The sequence below is a fragment of the Marinobacter maroccanus genome, from assembly GCF_002933275.1.
Taxonomy (GTDB): domain Bacteria; phylum Pseudomonadota; class Gammaproteobacteria; order Pseudomonadales; family Oleiphilaceae; genus Marinobacter; species Marinobacter maroccanus.
This window is the reverse complement of sequence record NZ_PSSX01000009.1, coordinates 38,582-55,289: the sequence shown is the minus strand read 5'-3', so window position 1 is coordinate 55,289 and position 16,708 is coordinate 38,582. Positions and strand designations below refer to the sequence as shown.

Below are 16,708 nucleotides of genomic sequence, written 5' to 3'. Positions count from 1 at the left end.
GGTCAGGCGCCCATCATGGTGACCTGCTGGATCGCCTGTCGCTTCTCGACACTCAGCACCAGGCGGGCATCGTCTGCCACCTCATCCAGCCCTTCCCCGTAGCACAGCAGGCCATTATCGTCGGTGGTGATAACCCCATTGTTCTGCATATTGGCAATGAAGTTCCGGAACAGACTCTTGTCAAAGAACTCCGGTGCGTTGAGACCGAACAGGATGGACATGCGTTCGGCCAGCAGCGCACTCTGCTCTTCCAGTTCGGCGGCACTGATCTTTCCTGAGCCGTATTTGCGCAGAATGCCCAGGGCAATGTGGTAGCGCTCGACGGTCTGGATGATAAAGCGGGACAGAACCCTCAGCCTTAGCATCGCCTCGGTACCCTCTTCTGGTCGACCGATCCGGTCATCATCCAGCGGCTTCAGCAGGCCCTGTTCAATAAGAATATCAATCCACTGATTGATCACGTTTTTGGCTTCATCCGGCTGGTATTTCAGGAACAGCTCGGACTGAAGATACGGGTAGGCTACGCTGGCGAGGAACACGATCTTGTCTCGCCCCAGTGAATCCTTGTTTTCAAACAGGCTGGCAATCAATGAGGGCAGTGCGAACAGATGCTGGATGTTATTCCTGTAGTAGGTCATCAGGATGGCATTACTGCCTTCCAGAGCAATGATGTCGCCGAGTTTCTGAGGCTGGCGGCTAACCAGGCCCATGTCTTCACAGTAGGCGATCCAGTCCTTGCCGGAGCCCTCTGGCAGGGTTACCGTTTCCGCATAGGGGAAAGCCCTGAGCAGCCCGGCGTATTGATCCATCAGGCGGATTAACTGGCCCTCATCCATCGCCAGTCGGTCGGTGCCCAGCAGAACCGTAGCGGTCATGCCGATCGGGTTAACGGCAACCGAGGCGTTGATGTTGGATGCCACCCGGAACGATAGCTCCGACACCGCGCTGTTAAGCCAACGTGGACGATATTCAGTGTCGTAGGCCTCATCCCGCCAGCTGCTGTGAACATCATCGAGAACCTCTGACAGGTGAATGGCTTCGCCAAAGTTCACCGCGACGCGACCAAAGGAGTTGCTTAGTTTGCGAACGGTTTTCGCCAGGCCTAATACGCTCTCTTTCTCTTTTTTCTTGCCACGAAGTTCGCCCAGATAGGAGCGACCCTCCATGACTTTTTCATAGCCGATGTAAACGGGCACAAACACAATGGGTTTGCGGTGGTCGCGGAGGAAGCTGCGAACGGTCATTGCCAGCATGCCCGGCCGCGGCTGCAGCATCCGGCCCGTGCGGCTGCGACCACCTTCCACAAAGTACTCGACGGAGTAGCCCCGGGAGAACATCACGTGCATGTATTCATTGAAAACCGTGGCATACAGGGGGTTGTCCTTGAAGCTGCGGCGCATGAAGAATGCCCCGCCCCGGCGCAGGATCGGCCCGACAACCGGCATATTGAGATTGATGCCAGCGGCAATATGCGGTGGCATCAGGCCGTTCTTGTAGAGCACATAGGACAACAGCAGGTAATCAATGTGTGACCGGTGGCAGGGCACATAGACCACCGCGTTGTCCTGGGCCACTTCTTTCACCACCCGGATATTGTTAACGGCAATACCTTTGTAGATCCGGTTCCACAGCCATGACAGCACCACTTCCAGGAACCGGATGGTAACGATGGACATGCTGGCGGCAATTTCGTCTGCGTACTTGTAGGCCTTGGCACGAACCTTCTCCGGGGGGATGTCGTCTTTTGCCGCGGTCTCCCGAATAGCCTCCTTGACTGCCTGGGTGCGCACCAGGCCTGCCACCAGGGTGCGGCGATGAGAGAGGTCGGGCCCCAGAACAGCCTGGCGAACGCGGCGGAAGTGGGTTCTCAGAATTCTCGCCAGTTTGCGGTTGGCGCGCTCCTCACTGTGCCGGTATTCATCGATGACCTGCTTCAGTGACAGCGGCTGGTTGAACTGTACGTAGGTATTGCGGCCGTGAACCATGATGATCAGGAACTTCTGAAGCCGACCGGCAATGGACCAGGTGTCGGATAGCAGCAGTTTGACCAGGGATTTTTCCTTGTCCGGAGAGCGGCCCCAGAAAAGGGACACAGGAACAATCTGGACATCCTGGTCTGGATGTTCGAGTCCGTAGCGAACCAGGGCCTGAAATTCATTTGTGGGCGCAGGCGCCTGGCGCCCTCTGAAAAAACCGCCAATCCGGCGGTACAGAAAAAAGAAGGAGTGGGACGGTCCGTTCTTCACCGGCAGGGCTTCAGTGGCGCCCGGCAGGCCTGCCCGGATGACTTCCTGCTCGAGAACCAGGCGACTCGAGAGAGAGCTGTATTGCAGCACGTAGCAAACTGGTTTTTCGGGATCCAGGGCGAGGGCGTCAACGCTGTTGCCGCTGACATCAGTCCGGACCCAGATGAACAGTATCTTGCGGAAAAGGGTCAGGATCAGGCTGCGAATGCCCTGGTAAAGACGCATAAAGTGCAACTCCGTTGAAGAAACAGGTGCCAAGTTTACTTGGTTGAGTACAGGGCGGAAAGTCGAGCTTTCATTCTTGGCCGGTGCAGCAATGTGGTACATTTCGGACTGATCTATTAATCACCCGGTTGACGCATCAAATGGTGGTCGAATGACTCAGTGGATACCCGGCTGGACGACCCGGCCGCCGGAAAAAGGCGATCTGATCCTTGCGTTGTCGGGATCGGACGTGATCAAGCCTGAGAACGGCTGGCTGCATGATGGCGGCAGTCGCCTTTTCCGGGACGGGTTGCCCGAGTCAGTGTCTCTGGGCAGCTACAAAGGACGAGACGTATTCGTCACCGAATTACCAGACTCCAGTGTTGGTGCTCATGAGGCCATTCCCTTGCGGGATGCCTTGCTGATGCTCAGCGATGCCCCGGCCGATATGCTCAGCACCGGGTTTCAGGTCTGGCAGTGGTGGCGGGACCATCGTTTTTGCGGCCGCTGCGGCGAACAAACCGGCTTCCACCCCCGGGAGCGGGCCAAGTGGTGCGAACCCTGCGGAATTCCCTGGTATCCGAGGCTGGCTCCCTGCGTGATTGTGGTGATCCGTCGGGATGATCGGCTGCTGCTTGCAAGGTCTTCGAGGGTCAAGAGGCATTTCTACAGCCTCATTGCCGGGTTTGTTGAGCCCGGCGAAAGCCTCGAAGGCGCAGTGCATCGCGAGGTTAAAGAAGAGACCGGGCTGGATGTCACCAATATCCGCTACCATGCGTCGGAACCCTGGCCTTTTCCCCATCAGCTGATGGTCGGATTTTTTGCCGACTACGCCGGGGGCGAGCTGGTTCTTCAGGAGGACGAGCTTGCCGATGCCGACTGGTTCCTGCCGGGTGATACCCCACCGGTGCCGCCGGAAACCACGATTTCGGGCCGGCTGATCCGGGCTATGGAGAACGAGATTTCCCGGGGAGGCATTCCGGTTTGAGCGGGCAGGCGCCTCCAAGGGTTCTGGTGTTCGACTCCGGTGTGGGCGGGCTGAGCGTTGCAGCTTGCATTCACCGGCATCTGTCGGGGCTGGAGATCGTCTACCTGGCAGATAACGCAGGCTTCCCCTATGGTGACAAATCCGAAACGGTCGTGATTGAACGTTGTTGCACCCTGATTGCCCGGGCTCTCCAGCTGTACCCATCCGACGTTATCGTCGTGGCCTGCAATACGGCCAGCACCGTGGTTTTGCCGCATTTACGGGCCATGACAGAAGTGCCGGTTGTCGGGGTGGTGCCCGCTATCAAGCCGGCGGCGGCGAGAACCGTGAACCGACGGATGGGGCTTCTGGCGACACCGGCAACGGTTCGCAGACCCTATCTCGACAGGCTGGTCGAAGAATTCGCCGGCGATTGCAAAGTTGAACGTATTGGTCATCCCGGGTTGGTGCGCTGGGCTGAGGACCTGGTTTCCGGAGTCGAGGTTCCCTTTGCCGAGCTGCGCGAGGCAATGAAGCCATTTCGCGATGCCGATGTGGACACGGTGGTGCTCGGTTGCACCCACTATCCGTTGTTGCTGGAGAGTCTGAAGCTGAGTTTGCCGTCGGTTCGTTTCTGGGTCGACTCGGGCGAGGCCATCGCCCGGCGGGTGGCTTGGCTGATGGATCAGGCGGGGCAGCTGGCGTTGGCTAAAGGCCAGGCTTGCAGAACAGGGGATCATCCCGTAGTCGCAGCATTGTTTTCAGGCCCGGCACCTGAGGGTATCGTACCTTTCATGACAGGACTCGGATTGGCGCCCAAGCTGCTCCAAGAAGGTTGGCCCGGTGAAGCCCCGGAAGCTACAGCAACCGGGTCAGCTTGAACATGGCGAGGAATTCCAGCGCCGGGATCGACCGTTTGTGACAGCAGTAGGTCTTGAAGTTCTCGCCCCGGAAACGCGATTTGGTGAATTCCAGGCCCTTGAAGTTGTAAAGGAAATTACCTTTCTCATAGACCCCGTGCAGCAAACGTTTCAGCAGCCGGCTCTCCTGGTGCTCGGTTGCCGAATCCAGTGACAGGGGAATCAGCCCGAGATCCAGGTAGGGCACGCCTTCGGCCTTGAACACGTCCATCGCATGGGCCATGAGGGTATAGAAAATACCCTGGCGAAAATCGGCATTGGCCCTGGAGATGTTGGGCACATAACTGATGATCTCATTGTTGCGATAGATCGGGTCGAAATAGATAAACCCAACGGCTTTACCGTCCTGATAGGCATAGAAATGCCTTTCGTTTTCTCGGTAGTCCATTTCCATGGGGCGGATAAGGAAGCGGATCTCATTGCTCTTGCATTTCCGGGTTCGGATCCAGGCCTCGGATATTTCACGGGTGTGGTCGTCGCTGAAACGTTCCTTGACGGTAATGCCGCTTTTCTCCGCCTGGTTCAGTGCGGTTCTGAGAATCTGCTTCTTTTTTCCGCTAACGGACCATTTGCTCAAATCGATGCGGGACTCGCTGCCAAACTGGGTGCCGTAGAGGCCAAAGCGCAGATGAAGGAAATCGACCACGGGCTTGGACACCTGTATGTAGCTGGCATTCGGAAATTTCTGGTGAAAGCTCTCCAGCACGCTGCCAAAGTCTTTCGGGGCGCAGACAGGATCAGAGAGCACGAAGGTTGCACCCCACTTGCGCATGTAAGCGATGTAGCCCATGCCCGGTACATCGAAATACTGCATGCCCGGTTGGAGCGTCGAGAACGACTGGGAGTGGGTTCCGTACTTCTTGAGGAATCCGACCCGCTCGGTAAACGTGAATGAGCCGCTTTCCAGTGTGCCAATCCTGTCCAGTGCGAGGATCTGATCCGACATGCTGCTGCTCCCTGTTTGTTTTTGTTGGGTGACTCTCTAGCGAGGGTAATCAGGCCTGCTTGCGTCCGAGAATGGACCAGTAGCAGTTCATGTTCAGAAGCTTGAAGTGCTTCTTGTCGGTGACCTGAAGGCCCAGCCGCTGCATGTGTTCGGGGTAGTTATAGATTTTGTGGAAGGCATTATTGGCGAACAGCCAGAAAATGAAGACCGCCATGTACCAGTAGAGCTTCTTGAACATTCTGGAAAGCAGGTTGCCCGTGGGGTAGGAAAAGTCGCCAACAACCACTCGGGCGTCGGCCTTGCCCAGACGGATCAAATGCTCCAGGACCCGGACCATCATGTCTTCGTCGAATACGTTGAGGAAAAAGTTGGCCACCACCATGTCGTACTGCTCGAACTCATCCACCTTCATGATGTCGCTGTGGATACGGCGGATGGTCAGGTGTGGCGCTTCTTTTTCCTGAGCCTCGGCAAACTTTCGCAACATGGTTTCGGACAGATCCACCACAGTCACTTCGGCGCCCAGTTCAGCAGCCCGAATGGCATCCCGGCCGTGGCCAACCCCGGCGAACAGTATCCTGTCTCCGGGCTGGACGGTTTCAACATCCAACATCGCTGTCTTGCAACGGTGAATGTTCTTTCCGCTATAGAGGTTGCTCAGGAAATCGTAGACGGGACCAATGTACTTGTACTTGTCGCGCATGATGACTGCTGCCTGTTCTTGTTCCTTGGATGCCGCCACCGTTTTTGTCGTTATTGGTCCGAGAATGTCGGACATTCCGGTGATCAGCGCCTATGGATTTGAGCTTAGAGAACAGGGTGGGAGAAATATGTGCAGTAATGCGCATTTCCGGATACACAAAGTAACGTACTGCAATACTTTGCAAACCAGATCGCGGTTTTATATCGGAGTGTCAGACAATAAATAATCGCCTGTCAGAATGATGCGACTTTAGCCCGTGTGGTGCCGAGGGTTCTGGAGATTTCGGCGGCAGGCCTGGCAGGACCGTAGAAGAAGCCCTGAACCTGGTGGCAGCCCAAGCCTCGAAGGTATTCCAGTTGCTCGTCGGTCTCCACGCCTTCGGCAACAATCTCCAGCTTCAGCCCGTGAGCCATGGCGACGATGGCATTCACGATGCACGCGCCATCTTCTCCGCTGCGAATGGCTTTTACGAAAGACTGGTCGACCTTGAGGGTATGGATTGGAAGGCGGTGCAGGTAATTCAGTGACGAATAGCCGGTGCCAAAATCGTCAATCGCTATCCGGACACCCAGAGCCGCCAGTTCCCGGAGTTTCTGGGAGATTTGCTCAAGATCGTTCATGATCACGTTTTCGGTGATTTCGATTTCCAGGTTGCCGGCGGGGAAGTTGTGGGCCTTTACTTGCTGCATCAGGGTTTCCACAAAGCGTGGGTGTTCGACCTGGATGGGTGACAGATTGACAGCCAGCCTGAGGTCGGCACGGCCGGCCCGGATCCAACGGCCAACGTCCTGGCAGGCCTGATCCAGAACCCGCTCACTGAGCTGGCCGATCAATTTGGTCTCCTCCGCCAGGGGCAGGAAGTCCCTGGGGTAGAGCAGTCCACGTTCGGGATGCTGCCAGCGGACCAGGGCTTCGAGACCGACGACCCGGTTGGTTGTGGAGCAAACCTGGGGTTGGTAAAAAACCCTTAACTCGTCCCGCTCCAGCGCCAGGCGCAGATCCCGCTCCAGGTTAAGCCGGTTGGCGGTGTCGATGCTCATGCTGTCGGAATAGAAGCGGTAGCCGTCCTTGCCCTTGCCTTTGACGTGGTACATGGCAATGTCGGCGTTCTGGATCAGTTGGTCCATGGATTCACCGGCTTCCGGGAAGATGGCGATGCCGATACTCACGCCCACGAACACCTCGTGATCACCCAACTGAAAAGGCGCCCTCAGGGCATCAATCAGTTTCTTGGCGATCTGTCTGGCATCGTCGTGATTGTGGATGGAAGGCAATAACAGGGTGAATTCATCGCCACCGAAGCGGGAAAGGGTATCGCCCTTGCGCAGACATTTCTCCAGACGGTGGGTTACTGCCTGCAGCAGACGATCTCCCATGGCGTGGCCGAGGGTATCGTTAATGACCTTGAAGCGGTCCAGATCCAGGAACATCACTGCCAGTTTCTGGCCGCCACGTTTGGCGTGGGTTATCGCGAGCTCAAGACGGTCCTTGAAAAGCGCCCGGTTTGGCAGGCGGGTCAGCAAGTCATGATAGGCCTGGAAATTGATGAATGCTTCGGCCTCCTTTCGCTCGGTGACATCGCGGGCGGTGCCGTAATAGCGCGCGCCATTGCCATTCCCGCCACCCTGGGTTGTTCCAGAATGGGGCCAGGTTTGCGGATCGATTGGAAAGGCCGTTATCTCGAAATGTCGGGTTGCCCGGCGGCTTCCGCGGGTTTTCAGGCGAACCTCCAGGGTTCTGGGATTGTCCGCGGTAATGTTGGGGCCCTTCAGGGCCAGGGTTCCCCGGGTCACGTCCCGGTCGTCGAGGATATGTCGGAAATGTTGACCACAGAGTTCCGCTGGCTGATATCCGAGCAGGCTCTCGACCTTGCTGTTTACAAAACAGAAGTGGCCGTCGTGATCGAGCATGAAAACGATGTCGGGCGAGCTGTTTACGATGTATCGATGCAAGGCCTCGGATTTTTCCAGTCGCATCTGGATGTGTTCGTGGGCTTCAAGAAGTGATTTCTTCCCGATAACACTCTCGACCGTGGCCAGCAATTCTTCAGGATCGAAGGGTTTGCGGATGTAGTCCAGGGCGCCCCGGCGCAGGGCGCGGCTCACGGCGCTGAAGGAACTCTCGCCGCTAACCACAATCACTCCACAATCCGGTTGACTATTGGCGAGGTGGGCCATGACATCGAAGCCGCTGACCTCCGGCATCCGCAGATCCAGCAGCGCCAGGTCGAATGTTTGCTGGTCAATCAGGTCACAGGCTTTTCGACCACCGTGGGCTTCGGCAACCTCGTACCCCCGGCTGCGCAACAGCGAAGCCAGTGTATTCAGCAGGCGGGGTTCGTCGTCCGCTACCAGTATCCGTGCCGTTAACCCGTGACTGAAAGGCTGATCAGTTTGTTCAGGTGCCATCGGTCTGTGTCCGTTGTTTCTGCGTCAGTCGGTCTCGTTCTTTTTATGGCTGGCGGCCGGGAACAGAATCCGGAAGGTGGTGCCCTCCTGCCCGGTCCGACAAGCTATGATGCCCTCCATGTCATCGATTAGCTGCTTCACAATACTCAGGCCCAAACCGCTGTGGCCTTCTCCCTTTGTGGTTTTTACCGGTGAAAACAGGGTGTCCCTGATCTCACCGGGTATTCCCCTGCCTGTGTCTTTAATTTCCAGCTCCACCCAGGTGCGATGATTCTGCCACACCGGGGAAGACGTATGTATTTCAACTGTGCCGCCATCATCCGGAAGGCTTTCCGAAGCGTTACGAACCAGGTTGATAACAACCTGGCGAATTCTGGTGGCGCCGGCTGTAACCCGTGTTGGTTCGCTGCACAGGGATAACTTCAGGTTGCGGTTCGCTGAGCTGAACAGGCTATCTTCGAGGATACGGGCCAGACTTTCCAGTTCGGCATTGAGCTCAACCCCGTCGTCACCCTGTTGGCTGTTGTCAGTATGGCTCATCTGCAGCAAAAGGTTGCCGGCCCGGTCCAGCTCATCGCGGATCACGTCCAGCTCCTGCTGGACACCGGCATCTTCGAGCCTGCCGCGTAACTGGTAAATGTACTGTCTGATGATGGTCAGCGGGTTACTGACCTCGTGCACCTGTTTGCGCAGCCGGTCACGGGCTATTTCCTGATCCAGTCCTTCCGCTGCAGTGTCCGCGTTTGCTCCAGCAGGCGTTCGGTTTGCCAACACGGAAGACAGCTGGTGGGTAAAGATATCAGCCAGTTCAAGCGTTGTCGGAAGATGATCATTGTCGGTGCCAAGGGCGAATACGCCAGGGCAATTGTCACCATCCCTGACCGGCACGGCCAGCAGCGATGGTGTGTGTAACAATGAGAGCAACTGACGGTCCAGCACCGTTGGTGAGCGTTCGCCAAGGCTGACTGGCAGCCCGGAAATGAAAGCTTCGGTGAGCACACTGCCGCCGGGCTTGGCGGTTACTGCCAGTTCGGGGATGTCGCCAATGGTGCCGGACAGGAGCACGAGGTTGTCTCCTGTGTGCCCAAAGCAAAGTGCCGGCAGGCCCGTGATAAGGGTAAGACTGTTTACCGTTTCGGCGAGAATATCCTCGGTTTCACCGGTCAGGTCGGCAAGGTTGATGGCCTGGTTCGCCATGGCCTGACGAAGAATGGTCTGTTTGAGTTGCCTCGAGGCGCTTTCGCCACAGTAATCCTCATCCAGTGGAATTCCCATAGAGGCAGCCATACCCGAGACTTCATGTCCGATACGGCGGTTGATCTCGCGGGTCAGTTCTTCGTTCAGCCCGAATACCGTGCCTGCAGCTGCAATGCCTGCGGCGTCGGACAGAGCCAGCCGGGTAGCGAGGCTGATCAGCTTTACCAGATGCCCGGCATCCCGCAGTTCCGAGGGCAAGGCTTGCTGATATCGCATGGCATCGGCGGCCATGGGCCCCAGTCCCCAGGAAGCCACGAGCTCGGCGGCGATGTCTGACTGGTGATCAAGATAGTGTTGCTTCGCCTCGGTGACTGGCGTTTTAATAGCGATCAGTTCGCCGATGTTGTGAAGCATGCCCAGCATGAAGGCTTCGTCTGGTTCCGGGTAACGGGTGAGCGTGGCCAGGGCCCGGGCGGTCAGGGCGGTAGTAAGCGAGTGTCGCCAGAAGTCTCTGAGCTGCTGCCATTCGTCCCCGCCCAGTTCGAAGAGCAGTTGCCGCAGGGCGGCGGTCAGTACCAGCGTGTGAAAACGGCGGGTGCCAAGTCTCAGGAGTGCCTGGTCAACGGATCGGATCGGGGTAGAGGGACCGTACAGGGCGGAATTGGCCAGTGCCAGTATACGAGCCACCAGCGCCGTATCGGCAGAGACAATCTCGCTGATTTTTCGGTAGCTTTCGTCCTGATGACAAGCATCGAGCGCCCGCAAGGTCACTTCCGGGAGACTCGGTAGCTGTAAATCAGGCGCAATGTGCATAGGCTTACCTGCCGTGCGGCGAAAAATCAGTATCTGACGGAGCGTTCATTCTTATTGTCCGAAAAGAGCTTAGACAATAATCCGTCGTTATTAAATACTTATTGCTCTTTTTTTAAGCAATATATTATCTGATTCGTGATATGTGTAGAATTTTTACAGGTTAAACTATCCGAAACCGAAAAATCAGGGACCTAGATTACCGGTGATGAGCGCCAGAGAACCTGTTAAGCACAATCCGAACCAACCTCGCACCATCGCCATTACCGGCGGAAAGGGTGGGGTGGGTAAAACCTCGGTTGCCCTGAATCTTGCGCTTACCCTGGCGAGGCAGGATAACCGGGTTTTGTTGCTGGATGGCGACACTGATCTGGCCAATGTCAGTATCATGGTGGGCCTGTATCCGCGAAAAACCCTTGCCAATGTGATGGCCGGAGAGTGTCGTCTGGAAGATATTATCCTCGAGACGGATTACGGCCTGCACATCGTGCCAGGGGCTTCCGGTGTGCAGGAATGCATGGATATGGGGCCGACTGAAAGCCTCCGCATACTGCGGGCGCTTTATAATCTGGAAAACCGCTACGATTACGTCATCACCGATACCGCTGCCGGTCTGCAGGCCGCCGGGCTACATATGATTGCTGCAACGGAGTTGGCGTGCATGGTCGTGACCCCGGATCCGGCCTCCCTGACCGACGCCTTTTCGCTGATCAAGGTTCTGCGGCGCAGGGGGTACAACCGGATTCCCAGCATTCTGGTGAATATGGCCCAGGGTGCCAGTCAGGCGCGATCCGTGTTTCAGCGTCTGGATGCCGCTGCTCAGCGCCACCTGGGAATCTCGCTCCATTACATGGGTGGGATCTGGCGGGACGAAACCCTTCGCCAGTCGGTTCTCAACCAGAAGCCCGTTGCACTTCTGCCCGTTTCGGACCCCTCATGCCGCCAGTTTCATACTCTTGCGGACATGCTGGATGTGCGACTGTCCCAGTTACCCAGGCGCAAGGCCGGTATTGCAGCCTACTGGCACAAGGTGTCCAAAAGAGAGTCCGCGACCCCGCCCAAAGGGTTGAGCAAGCCAGAGCCCCAGGCTGAGAGTGAGGCGCCGGCGATCAAAGAGCGTTGCCTGGAGGCCGTTGGTGAAATTGAGGCTGTATTCAGTCAGGCGCCGGTCGACCCGATGCTGCGTTATGAAGCATTCACCCGGCTTTTTGCACTGCTGGGGAGCACGCTGGACAGTGATGCCATCGAGATTATCCAGACCGGATTGGGGTCTTTCCAGTGGGAGAATCTCAGCCCGGAGCGTAAGAATCATCTGGCCATCCATCTTCGTGAGCTGGCGGACCAGATTTCGCCTCCCGCGCGCGAACCGGCCACCCCTGAGCCGGCCCACCCGGTGCTCCGCGAGCCGTTTTACGACCGCATCAGCTTTGGCGAGCAGGATCGCCTGGTACGGGTGTTGAAGGAGCAGCCGGCGGATATCTCCCTGGATCAGCTTTTGCGGTCTCTCTCGGGCAGTGACCAGGGGCGCTCCTGATAGGCAGAAAAACCTACCCTCTTTTCCGTCATTTTATTAGCACTTTTTGTAGCGTAACTTTGCTGTGTGTCACCACTCTGTCACCAAAGTTGTGCAACGATTAACCATAAATCTTAATCGTGGCCCGCAATATGCAGTGGATCTGTCGTACCGGATTCGCAAACTTTCCTTTTGTTGGCAGGTGTGCGCCGACAACGAATTGAAATGAGAAGGAGTTCTCCCATGGCAACACAGCAGTTGAATCCCGAAGCGTCGTCAAAAGTACTTGAACGGCTCCGGGGCAAGCATGTTCTGATTACTGGTACCACCGGGTTTCTCGGCAAGGTGGTGCTGGAAAAGCTTATTCGCGCCGTTCCAGACATCGGCGGCATTCACCTGCTGATCCGTGGTAACAAACGTCACCCCAATGCCCGGGAGCGTTTTTTCGATGAAATCGCCACCTCGTCTGTCTTTGATCGCCTGCGTCAGGATGACAACGAGGCTTTCGAAACCTTCATTGAAGAGCGTGTGCACTGCGTTACCGGGGAAGTGACAGAACCATTGTTTGGCCTGTCCGGTGACCGTTTCCGCAAGCTCGCTGGCACCATTGATGTGGTCATCAATTCCGCGGCCAGTGTGAACTTCCGTGAAGAACTCGACAAAGCGCTTGCCATCAACACCCGATGCCTGGAAAACGTCGCCGAACTTGCCCGGCAGAACAAAGCCCTGGCAGTCCTTCAGGTGTCCACCTGTTATGTAAACGGCATGAATTCCGGCCAGATCACAGAGACCGTGATCAAGCCGGCGGGTGAATCCATTCCCCGCAGCACGGAAGGTTATTACGAGATTGACGAGCTGGTTCGGCTACTGGAGGACAAGATTGCGGACGTACGCTCTCGCTACTCCGGAAAAATGCTCGAAAAGAAGCTGGTGGATCTGGGCATCCGTGAAGCCAATCACTACGGCTGGAGCGATACCTACACCTTTACCAAGTGGCTCGGTGAGCAACTTCTGCTGAAGGCCCTGTCAGGACGCGCGCTGACGATCGTGCGCCCATCGATTATTGAAAGTGCGCTCGAGGAGCCCGCGCCGGGCTGGATTGAGGGGGTGAAGGTGGCAGACGCCATTATCCTGGCCTACGCCCGCGAGAAGGTCACGCTATTCCCGGGCAAGCGTGCCGGCGTTATCGATGTTATTCCCGTGGATCTGGTGGCCAACGCCATCATTCTTGCCGCCGCCGAAGCCGTTGTGGATGCGCCGCGTCACCGGATTTACCAGTGTTGCAGTGGCAGCTCCAACCCGGTTTCCCTGGGACAGTTCATTGATCACCTGATGGCGGAATCCAGGGCCAACTTCGCAGAATACGATCAGCTGTTCTACCGGCAGCCGACCAAACCCTTTATTGCGGTTAACCGCCGGCTGTTCGATGCCGTTGTCGGCGGCGTGCGCATTCCCCTGAGCATTACCGGGAAGGTTTTGCGCATGCTGGGCCAGAACCGCGAGTTGAGAGTGCTCCGGAACCTGGATACCACCCGGTCCCTGGCAACCATCTTTGGTTTCTACACCGCACCGGACTATATCTTCCGGAACGACGACCTGTTGGCACTGGCCTCCAGAATGGGCGAGCTCGACAAAGTTCTGTTCCCGGTGGATGCCCGCCAGATTGATTGGGCGGTCTACCTTCGCAAGATTCACCTCGCAGGGCTCAACCGCTACGCTCTGAAAGAGCGCAAGGTATATAGCCTGCGCTCCGCCAAGGCTCGTAAAAAGGCCGCGTGAAGCCATGAGCCCGGTCGTCAGGACCGGGCTTTTTTGCGTAGCCCGCTTCCCTCCCGGTTTGCCATTGGCTGCAATCGAACTATCCTTTAGAAAGCTTCTCGTTCGACGTAATTTACCGTTGTTTTCTTGCGGGTTTTCGACCTTTTTTGGCTAAAAGTTCAGGCGGATTAGGACGTTAGTCTAATTCATTGTGTAGTGGCTGGCATGGTGAACTACCACTATCCGTCTACAGGGCCGGAGAGGCCTCAACGTCTGAATTCCAAAACCGACAATGACAACAGACTCTGACTAAAGGGGGAGCACAATGACTGATAAACAGGTATATCCGGTGAGCCCGGAAGTGGCCAAACGAGCCCTTCTGAACCGGGAACAGTATGAAAAGATGTATCGTCAGTCAGTTGAAGACCCGGATACCTTCTGGGGTGAGCACGGCAAACGCCTTGAGTGGATCAAGCCTTACACCAAGGTGAAAAACACGACCTACGATTACAACAATCTGTCCATCAAATGGTTCGAAGATGGCCAGTTGAACGCCTCAGCCAACTGCCTGGACCGTCATCTGGAAAAACGTGGCGACCAGACAGCCATCATTTTTGAAGGTGATGATCCGGCCGATTCGCGTAACGTGACCTACCGCGAACTGCACGAGGAAACCAGCAAGTTCGCCAACGTCCTGAAAGGTCTGGGCGTGAAAAAGGGTGATGTCGTTACTATCTATATGCCGATGATTGTCGAGACAGCCGTCGCCATGCTGGCCTGCGCTCGTATCGGTGCGATTCACTCTGTGGTTTTCGGCGGATTCTCTCCGGAAGCCCTGGGCGCGCGGATCGTGAACGGCAAGTCCCGCTTTGTGGTCACCGCGGATGAAGGTGTCCGTGGCGGTCGCAAGATTCCGTTGAAAAAGAACGTGGATGCGGCCCTGAAGAACGAAGACGCCGCCAGTGTCGAGAAAGTGGTGGTTGTGACCCGTACCGGCAATTCCGAAGTGCCCTGGAATGATGCCCGTGACGCGCGTTATGAGGACCTGATGAAGTCCGCCGCGGCAGACTGTCCGCCAGAGCCCATGAACGCCGAAGATCCGCTGTTCATGCTTTACACCTCTGGTTCCACCGGCGCGCCGAAAGGTGTGTTGCATACCACCGGCGGGTACATGGTCTACACATCCATGACCCACGAGTACGTATTTGATTACCACGATGGCGATGTGTACTGGTGTACTGCCGATTTCGGCTGGGTGACCGGCCATAGCTATATTCTCTACGGCCCGCTGGCTAACGGCGCCACCACCGTTCTGTTCGAAGGCGTTCCCAATTATCCGGACAGCTCCCGCATGGGTCAGGTGGTGGACAAGCACAAGGTGAGCATTCTTTACACGGCCCCGACCGCTATCCGGGCCCTGATGGCTGAAGGCGAGTCCTGCATGGACGGCACCACCCGCGAAAGCCTGAAACTGCTTGGCTCCGTGGGTGAACCCATCAACCCGGAGGCCTGGGAGTGGTACCATCGGGTCATCGGCAACAGCAAGTGCCCCATCGTCGACACCTGGTGGCAGACCGAGACCGGGGGCATTCTGATCTCTCCGCTGCCGGGCGCCATCGACCTGAAGCCGGGTTCCGCCACCGTTCCGTTCTTCGGTGTGCAGCCGGCACTGGTGGACAACGAAGGTAATATCCTCGAAGGCAAGACCGAGGGTAACCTCGTTATCCTGGACAGCTGGCCGGGCCAGATGCGCACAATCTTTGGCGATCATGAGCGCTTTGCCCAGACCTACTTCAGCACCTATAAGGGCATGTACTTTACCGGTGATGGCGCCCGTCGTGATGAGGACGGCTACTATTGGATCACCGGCCGCGTCGATGACGTTCTGAACGTGTCCGGTCACCGTCTGGGTACCGCGGAAGTGGAAAGCGCGCTCGTTGCCCATGATAAAGTCGCCGAAGCGGCTGTTGTTGGCTATCCCCATGAAATCAAGGGGCAGGGCATCTATGTCTACGTTACCCTGGTTCATGGTGAGGAGCCCTCTGACGAACTGAAGAAGGAACTGGTGCAGTGGGTGCGCAAGGAAATTGGCCCGATTGCCTCCCCGGATGTGATCCAGTGGGCGCCTGGACTGCCAAAAACCCGTTCTGGCAAGATTATGCGCCGGATTTTGCGTAAGATTGCCTCTAACGAGCACGATCAGTTGGGTGATACGTCTACGCTTGCAGATCCGGGTGTAGTCGATGACCTGATCAGCGGTCGTGCGAACCAGTAACGCCTGTGTGTTACCAGGCCACGTACCTGTAAGGAATCTGTTGAATGGCACAAACAATTATCGTCGCTGATGATCACCCGCTGTTTCGCGCAGCATTGAAGCAGGCGGTCAGTCAGGCGGTGCCCGATGCCGAGACGGTGGAAGTCGACAGCATCAAGGCACTGCAGGCGGCGGTAGAGTCGCACCCGGATGCGGATCTGGTTCTGCTGGATCTCAACATGCCGGGTGCCCACGGCTTCTCCGGGCTCGTGTTTATGCGCGGGCAGTACCCGGGGTTGCCGGTGGTGGTTGTGTCAGGATCCGAGGAGTTGCAGGTGATGCGCCGCTCGATTGACTACGGCGCTTCCGGCTTTATTCCGAAGTCGGCGCCGCTGCCCACCATCACCGAGGCGATTCAGGCTGTCCTTGAAGGGGATGTCTGGTTGCCGGAGGGTGTGGCGGACAAGATCGAGCGGATGCATTCGGATGCCACCGACTTTTCCGAGAAGCTGGCATCGCTCACTCCGCAACAGTTCCGGGTGCTGGGGATGCTGGCCGAAGGGCTTCTGAACAAACAGATCGCCTATGATCTGGACGTGTCGGAGGCCACCATCAAGGCGCATATCACGGCGGTGTTCCGGAAGCTCGGGGTGCGCAACCGCACCCAGGCGGTGATTGCGATTCAGCAGATGGAGATCGATCCTTCGGACCAGTCGTTGTCTGGTAGCTGATCTGGTTTTACTGGTTTGAATGTGAAACGGGAGCCTGCGGGCTCCCGTTTT

Annotated in this window: 11 protein-coding genes; 6 read left to right on the top strand and 5 right to left on the bottom strand. The window is 56.9% G+C overall.

The genetic code is table 11. From position 1 onward, the window contains the following. Positions 1-2 precede the first annotated feature (2 nt). The gene (gene plsB, locus KEHDKFFH_RS11510) at positions 3-2,471 is read right to left on the bottom strand and encodes a glycerol-3-phosphate 1-O-acyltransferase PlsB (protein WP_104322062.1); all 2,469 of its coding nucleotides are present in this window, start codon (positions 2,469-2,471) and stop codon (positions 3-5) included. A 151-nt stretch (positions 2,472-2,622) separates the two neighbouring features. Here plsB and nudC point away from each other — a divergent pair, with 151 nt between their 5' ends. Beyond that, a complete protein-coding gene (gene nudC, locus KEHDKFFH_RS11505) occupies positions 2,623-3,438 on the top strand; it encodes an NAD(+) diphosphatase (RefSeq protein WP_104322061.1) in 816 nt (271 codons plus the stop codon). Continuing rightward, the gene (gene murI / locus KEHDKFFH_RS11500; protein ID WP_104322060.1) at positions 3,435-4,298 is read left to right on the top strand and encodes a glutamate racemase; all 864 of its coding nucleotides are present in this window, start codon (positions 3,435-3,437) and stop codon (positions 4,296-4,298) included. The genes nudC and murI overlap by 4 nt, the downstream gene beginning before the upstream one ends. Here murI and KEHDKFFH_RS11495 read toward each other — a convergent pair. The 4 genes from KEHDKFFH_RS11495 to KEHDKFFH_RS11480 all read right to left on the bottom strand — a co-directional run bounded on the left by KEHDKFFH_RS11495 (position 4,276) and on the right by KEHDKFFH_RS11480 (position 10,404). Then, positions 4,276-5,283, bottom strand: a complete 1,008-nt coding sequence (locus KEHDKFFH_RS11495) for a DUF2156 domain-containing protein (protein WP_104322059.1) — start codon at positions 5,281-5,283, stop codon at positions 4,276-4,278. The two genes, murI and KEHDKFFH_RS11495, sit on opposite strands and share 23 nt — an antisense overlap. 49 nt (positions 5,284-5,332) lie before the next feature. Then, positions 5,333-5,986 (bottom strand): class I SAM-dependent methyltransferase, encoded by a 654-nt coding sequence (locus tag KEHDKFFH_RS11490; RefSeq protein ID WP_104322058.1) that lies wholly within the window; start codon positions 5,984-5,986, stop codon positions 5,333-5,335. Positions 5,987-6,219: 233 nt separating this feature from the next. After that, entirely contained in the window at positions 6,220-8,394 is a 2,175-nt protein-coding gene (locus KEHDKFFH_RS11485; RefSeq protein WP_104322057.1) for an EAL domain-containing response regulator, read from the bottom strand. A 24-nt stretch (positions 8,395-8,418) separates the two neighbouring features. Then, a complete protein-coding gene (locus KEHDKFFH_RS11480; protein WP_104322056.1) occupies positions 8,419-10,404 on the bottom strand; it encodes an HDOD domain-containing protein in 1,986 nt (661 codons plus the stop codon). 205 nt (positions 10,405-10,609) lie between these two features. On the opposite strand from KEHDKFFH_RS11480, the gene KEHDKFFH_RS11475 reads away from it, so the two are divergent. From KEHDKFFH_RS11475 to KEHDKFFH_RS11460, 4 genes are all read left to right on the top strand, one after another. Beyond that, a complete protein-coding gene (locus KEHDKFFH_RS11475; RefSeq protein WP_104322055.1) occupies positions 10,610-11,935 on the top strand; it encodes a MinD/ParA family ATP-binding protein in 1,326 nt (441 codons plus the stop codon). Between the two features lie 222 nt (positions 11,936-12,157). Further along, a complete protein-coding gene (locus KEHDKFFH_RS11470) occupies positions 12,158-13,693 on the top strand; it encodes a fatty acyl-CoA reductase (protein ID WP_104322054.1) in 1,536 nt (511 codons plus the stop codon). Positions 13,694-13,997: 304 nt separating this feature from the next. Then, positions 13,998-15,947: an acetate--CoA ligase gene (gene acs / locus KEHDKFFH_RS11465; RefSeq protein WP_104322053.1), complete on the top strand. Its 1,950-nt coding sequence runs from the start codon at positions 13,998-14,000 to the stop codon at positions 15,945-15,947. 44 nt (positions 15,948-15,991) lie between these two features. Next, a complete protein-coding gene (locus KEHDKFFH_RS11460) occupies positions 15,992-16,657 on the top strand; it encodes a LuxR C-terminal-related transcriptional regulator (protein WP_064227147.1) in 666 nt (221 codons plus the stop codon). Positions 16,658-16,708: the final 51 nt, after the last annotated feature.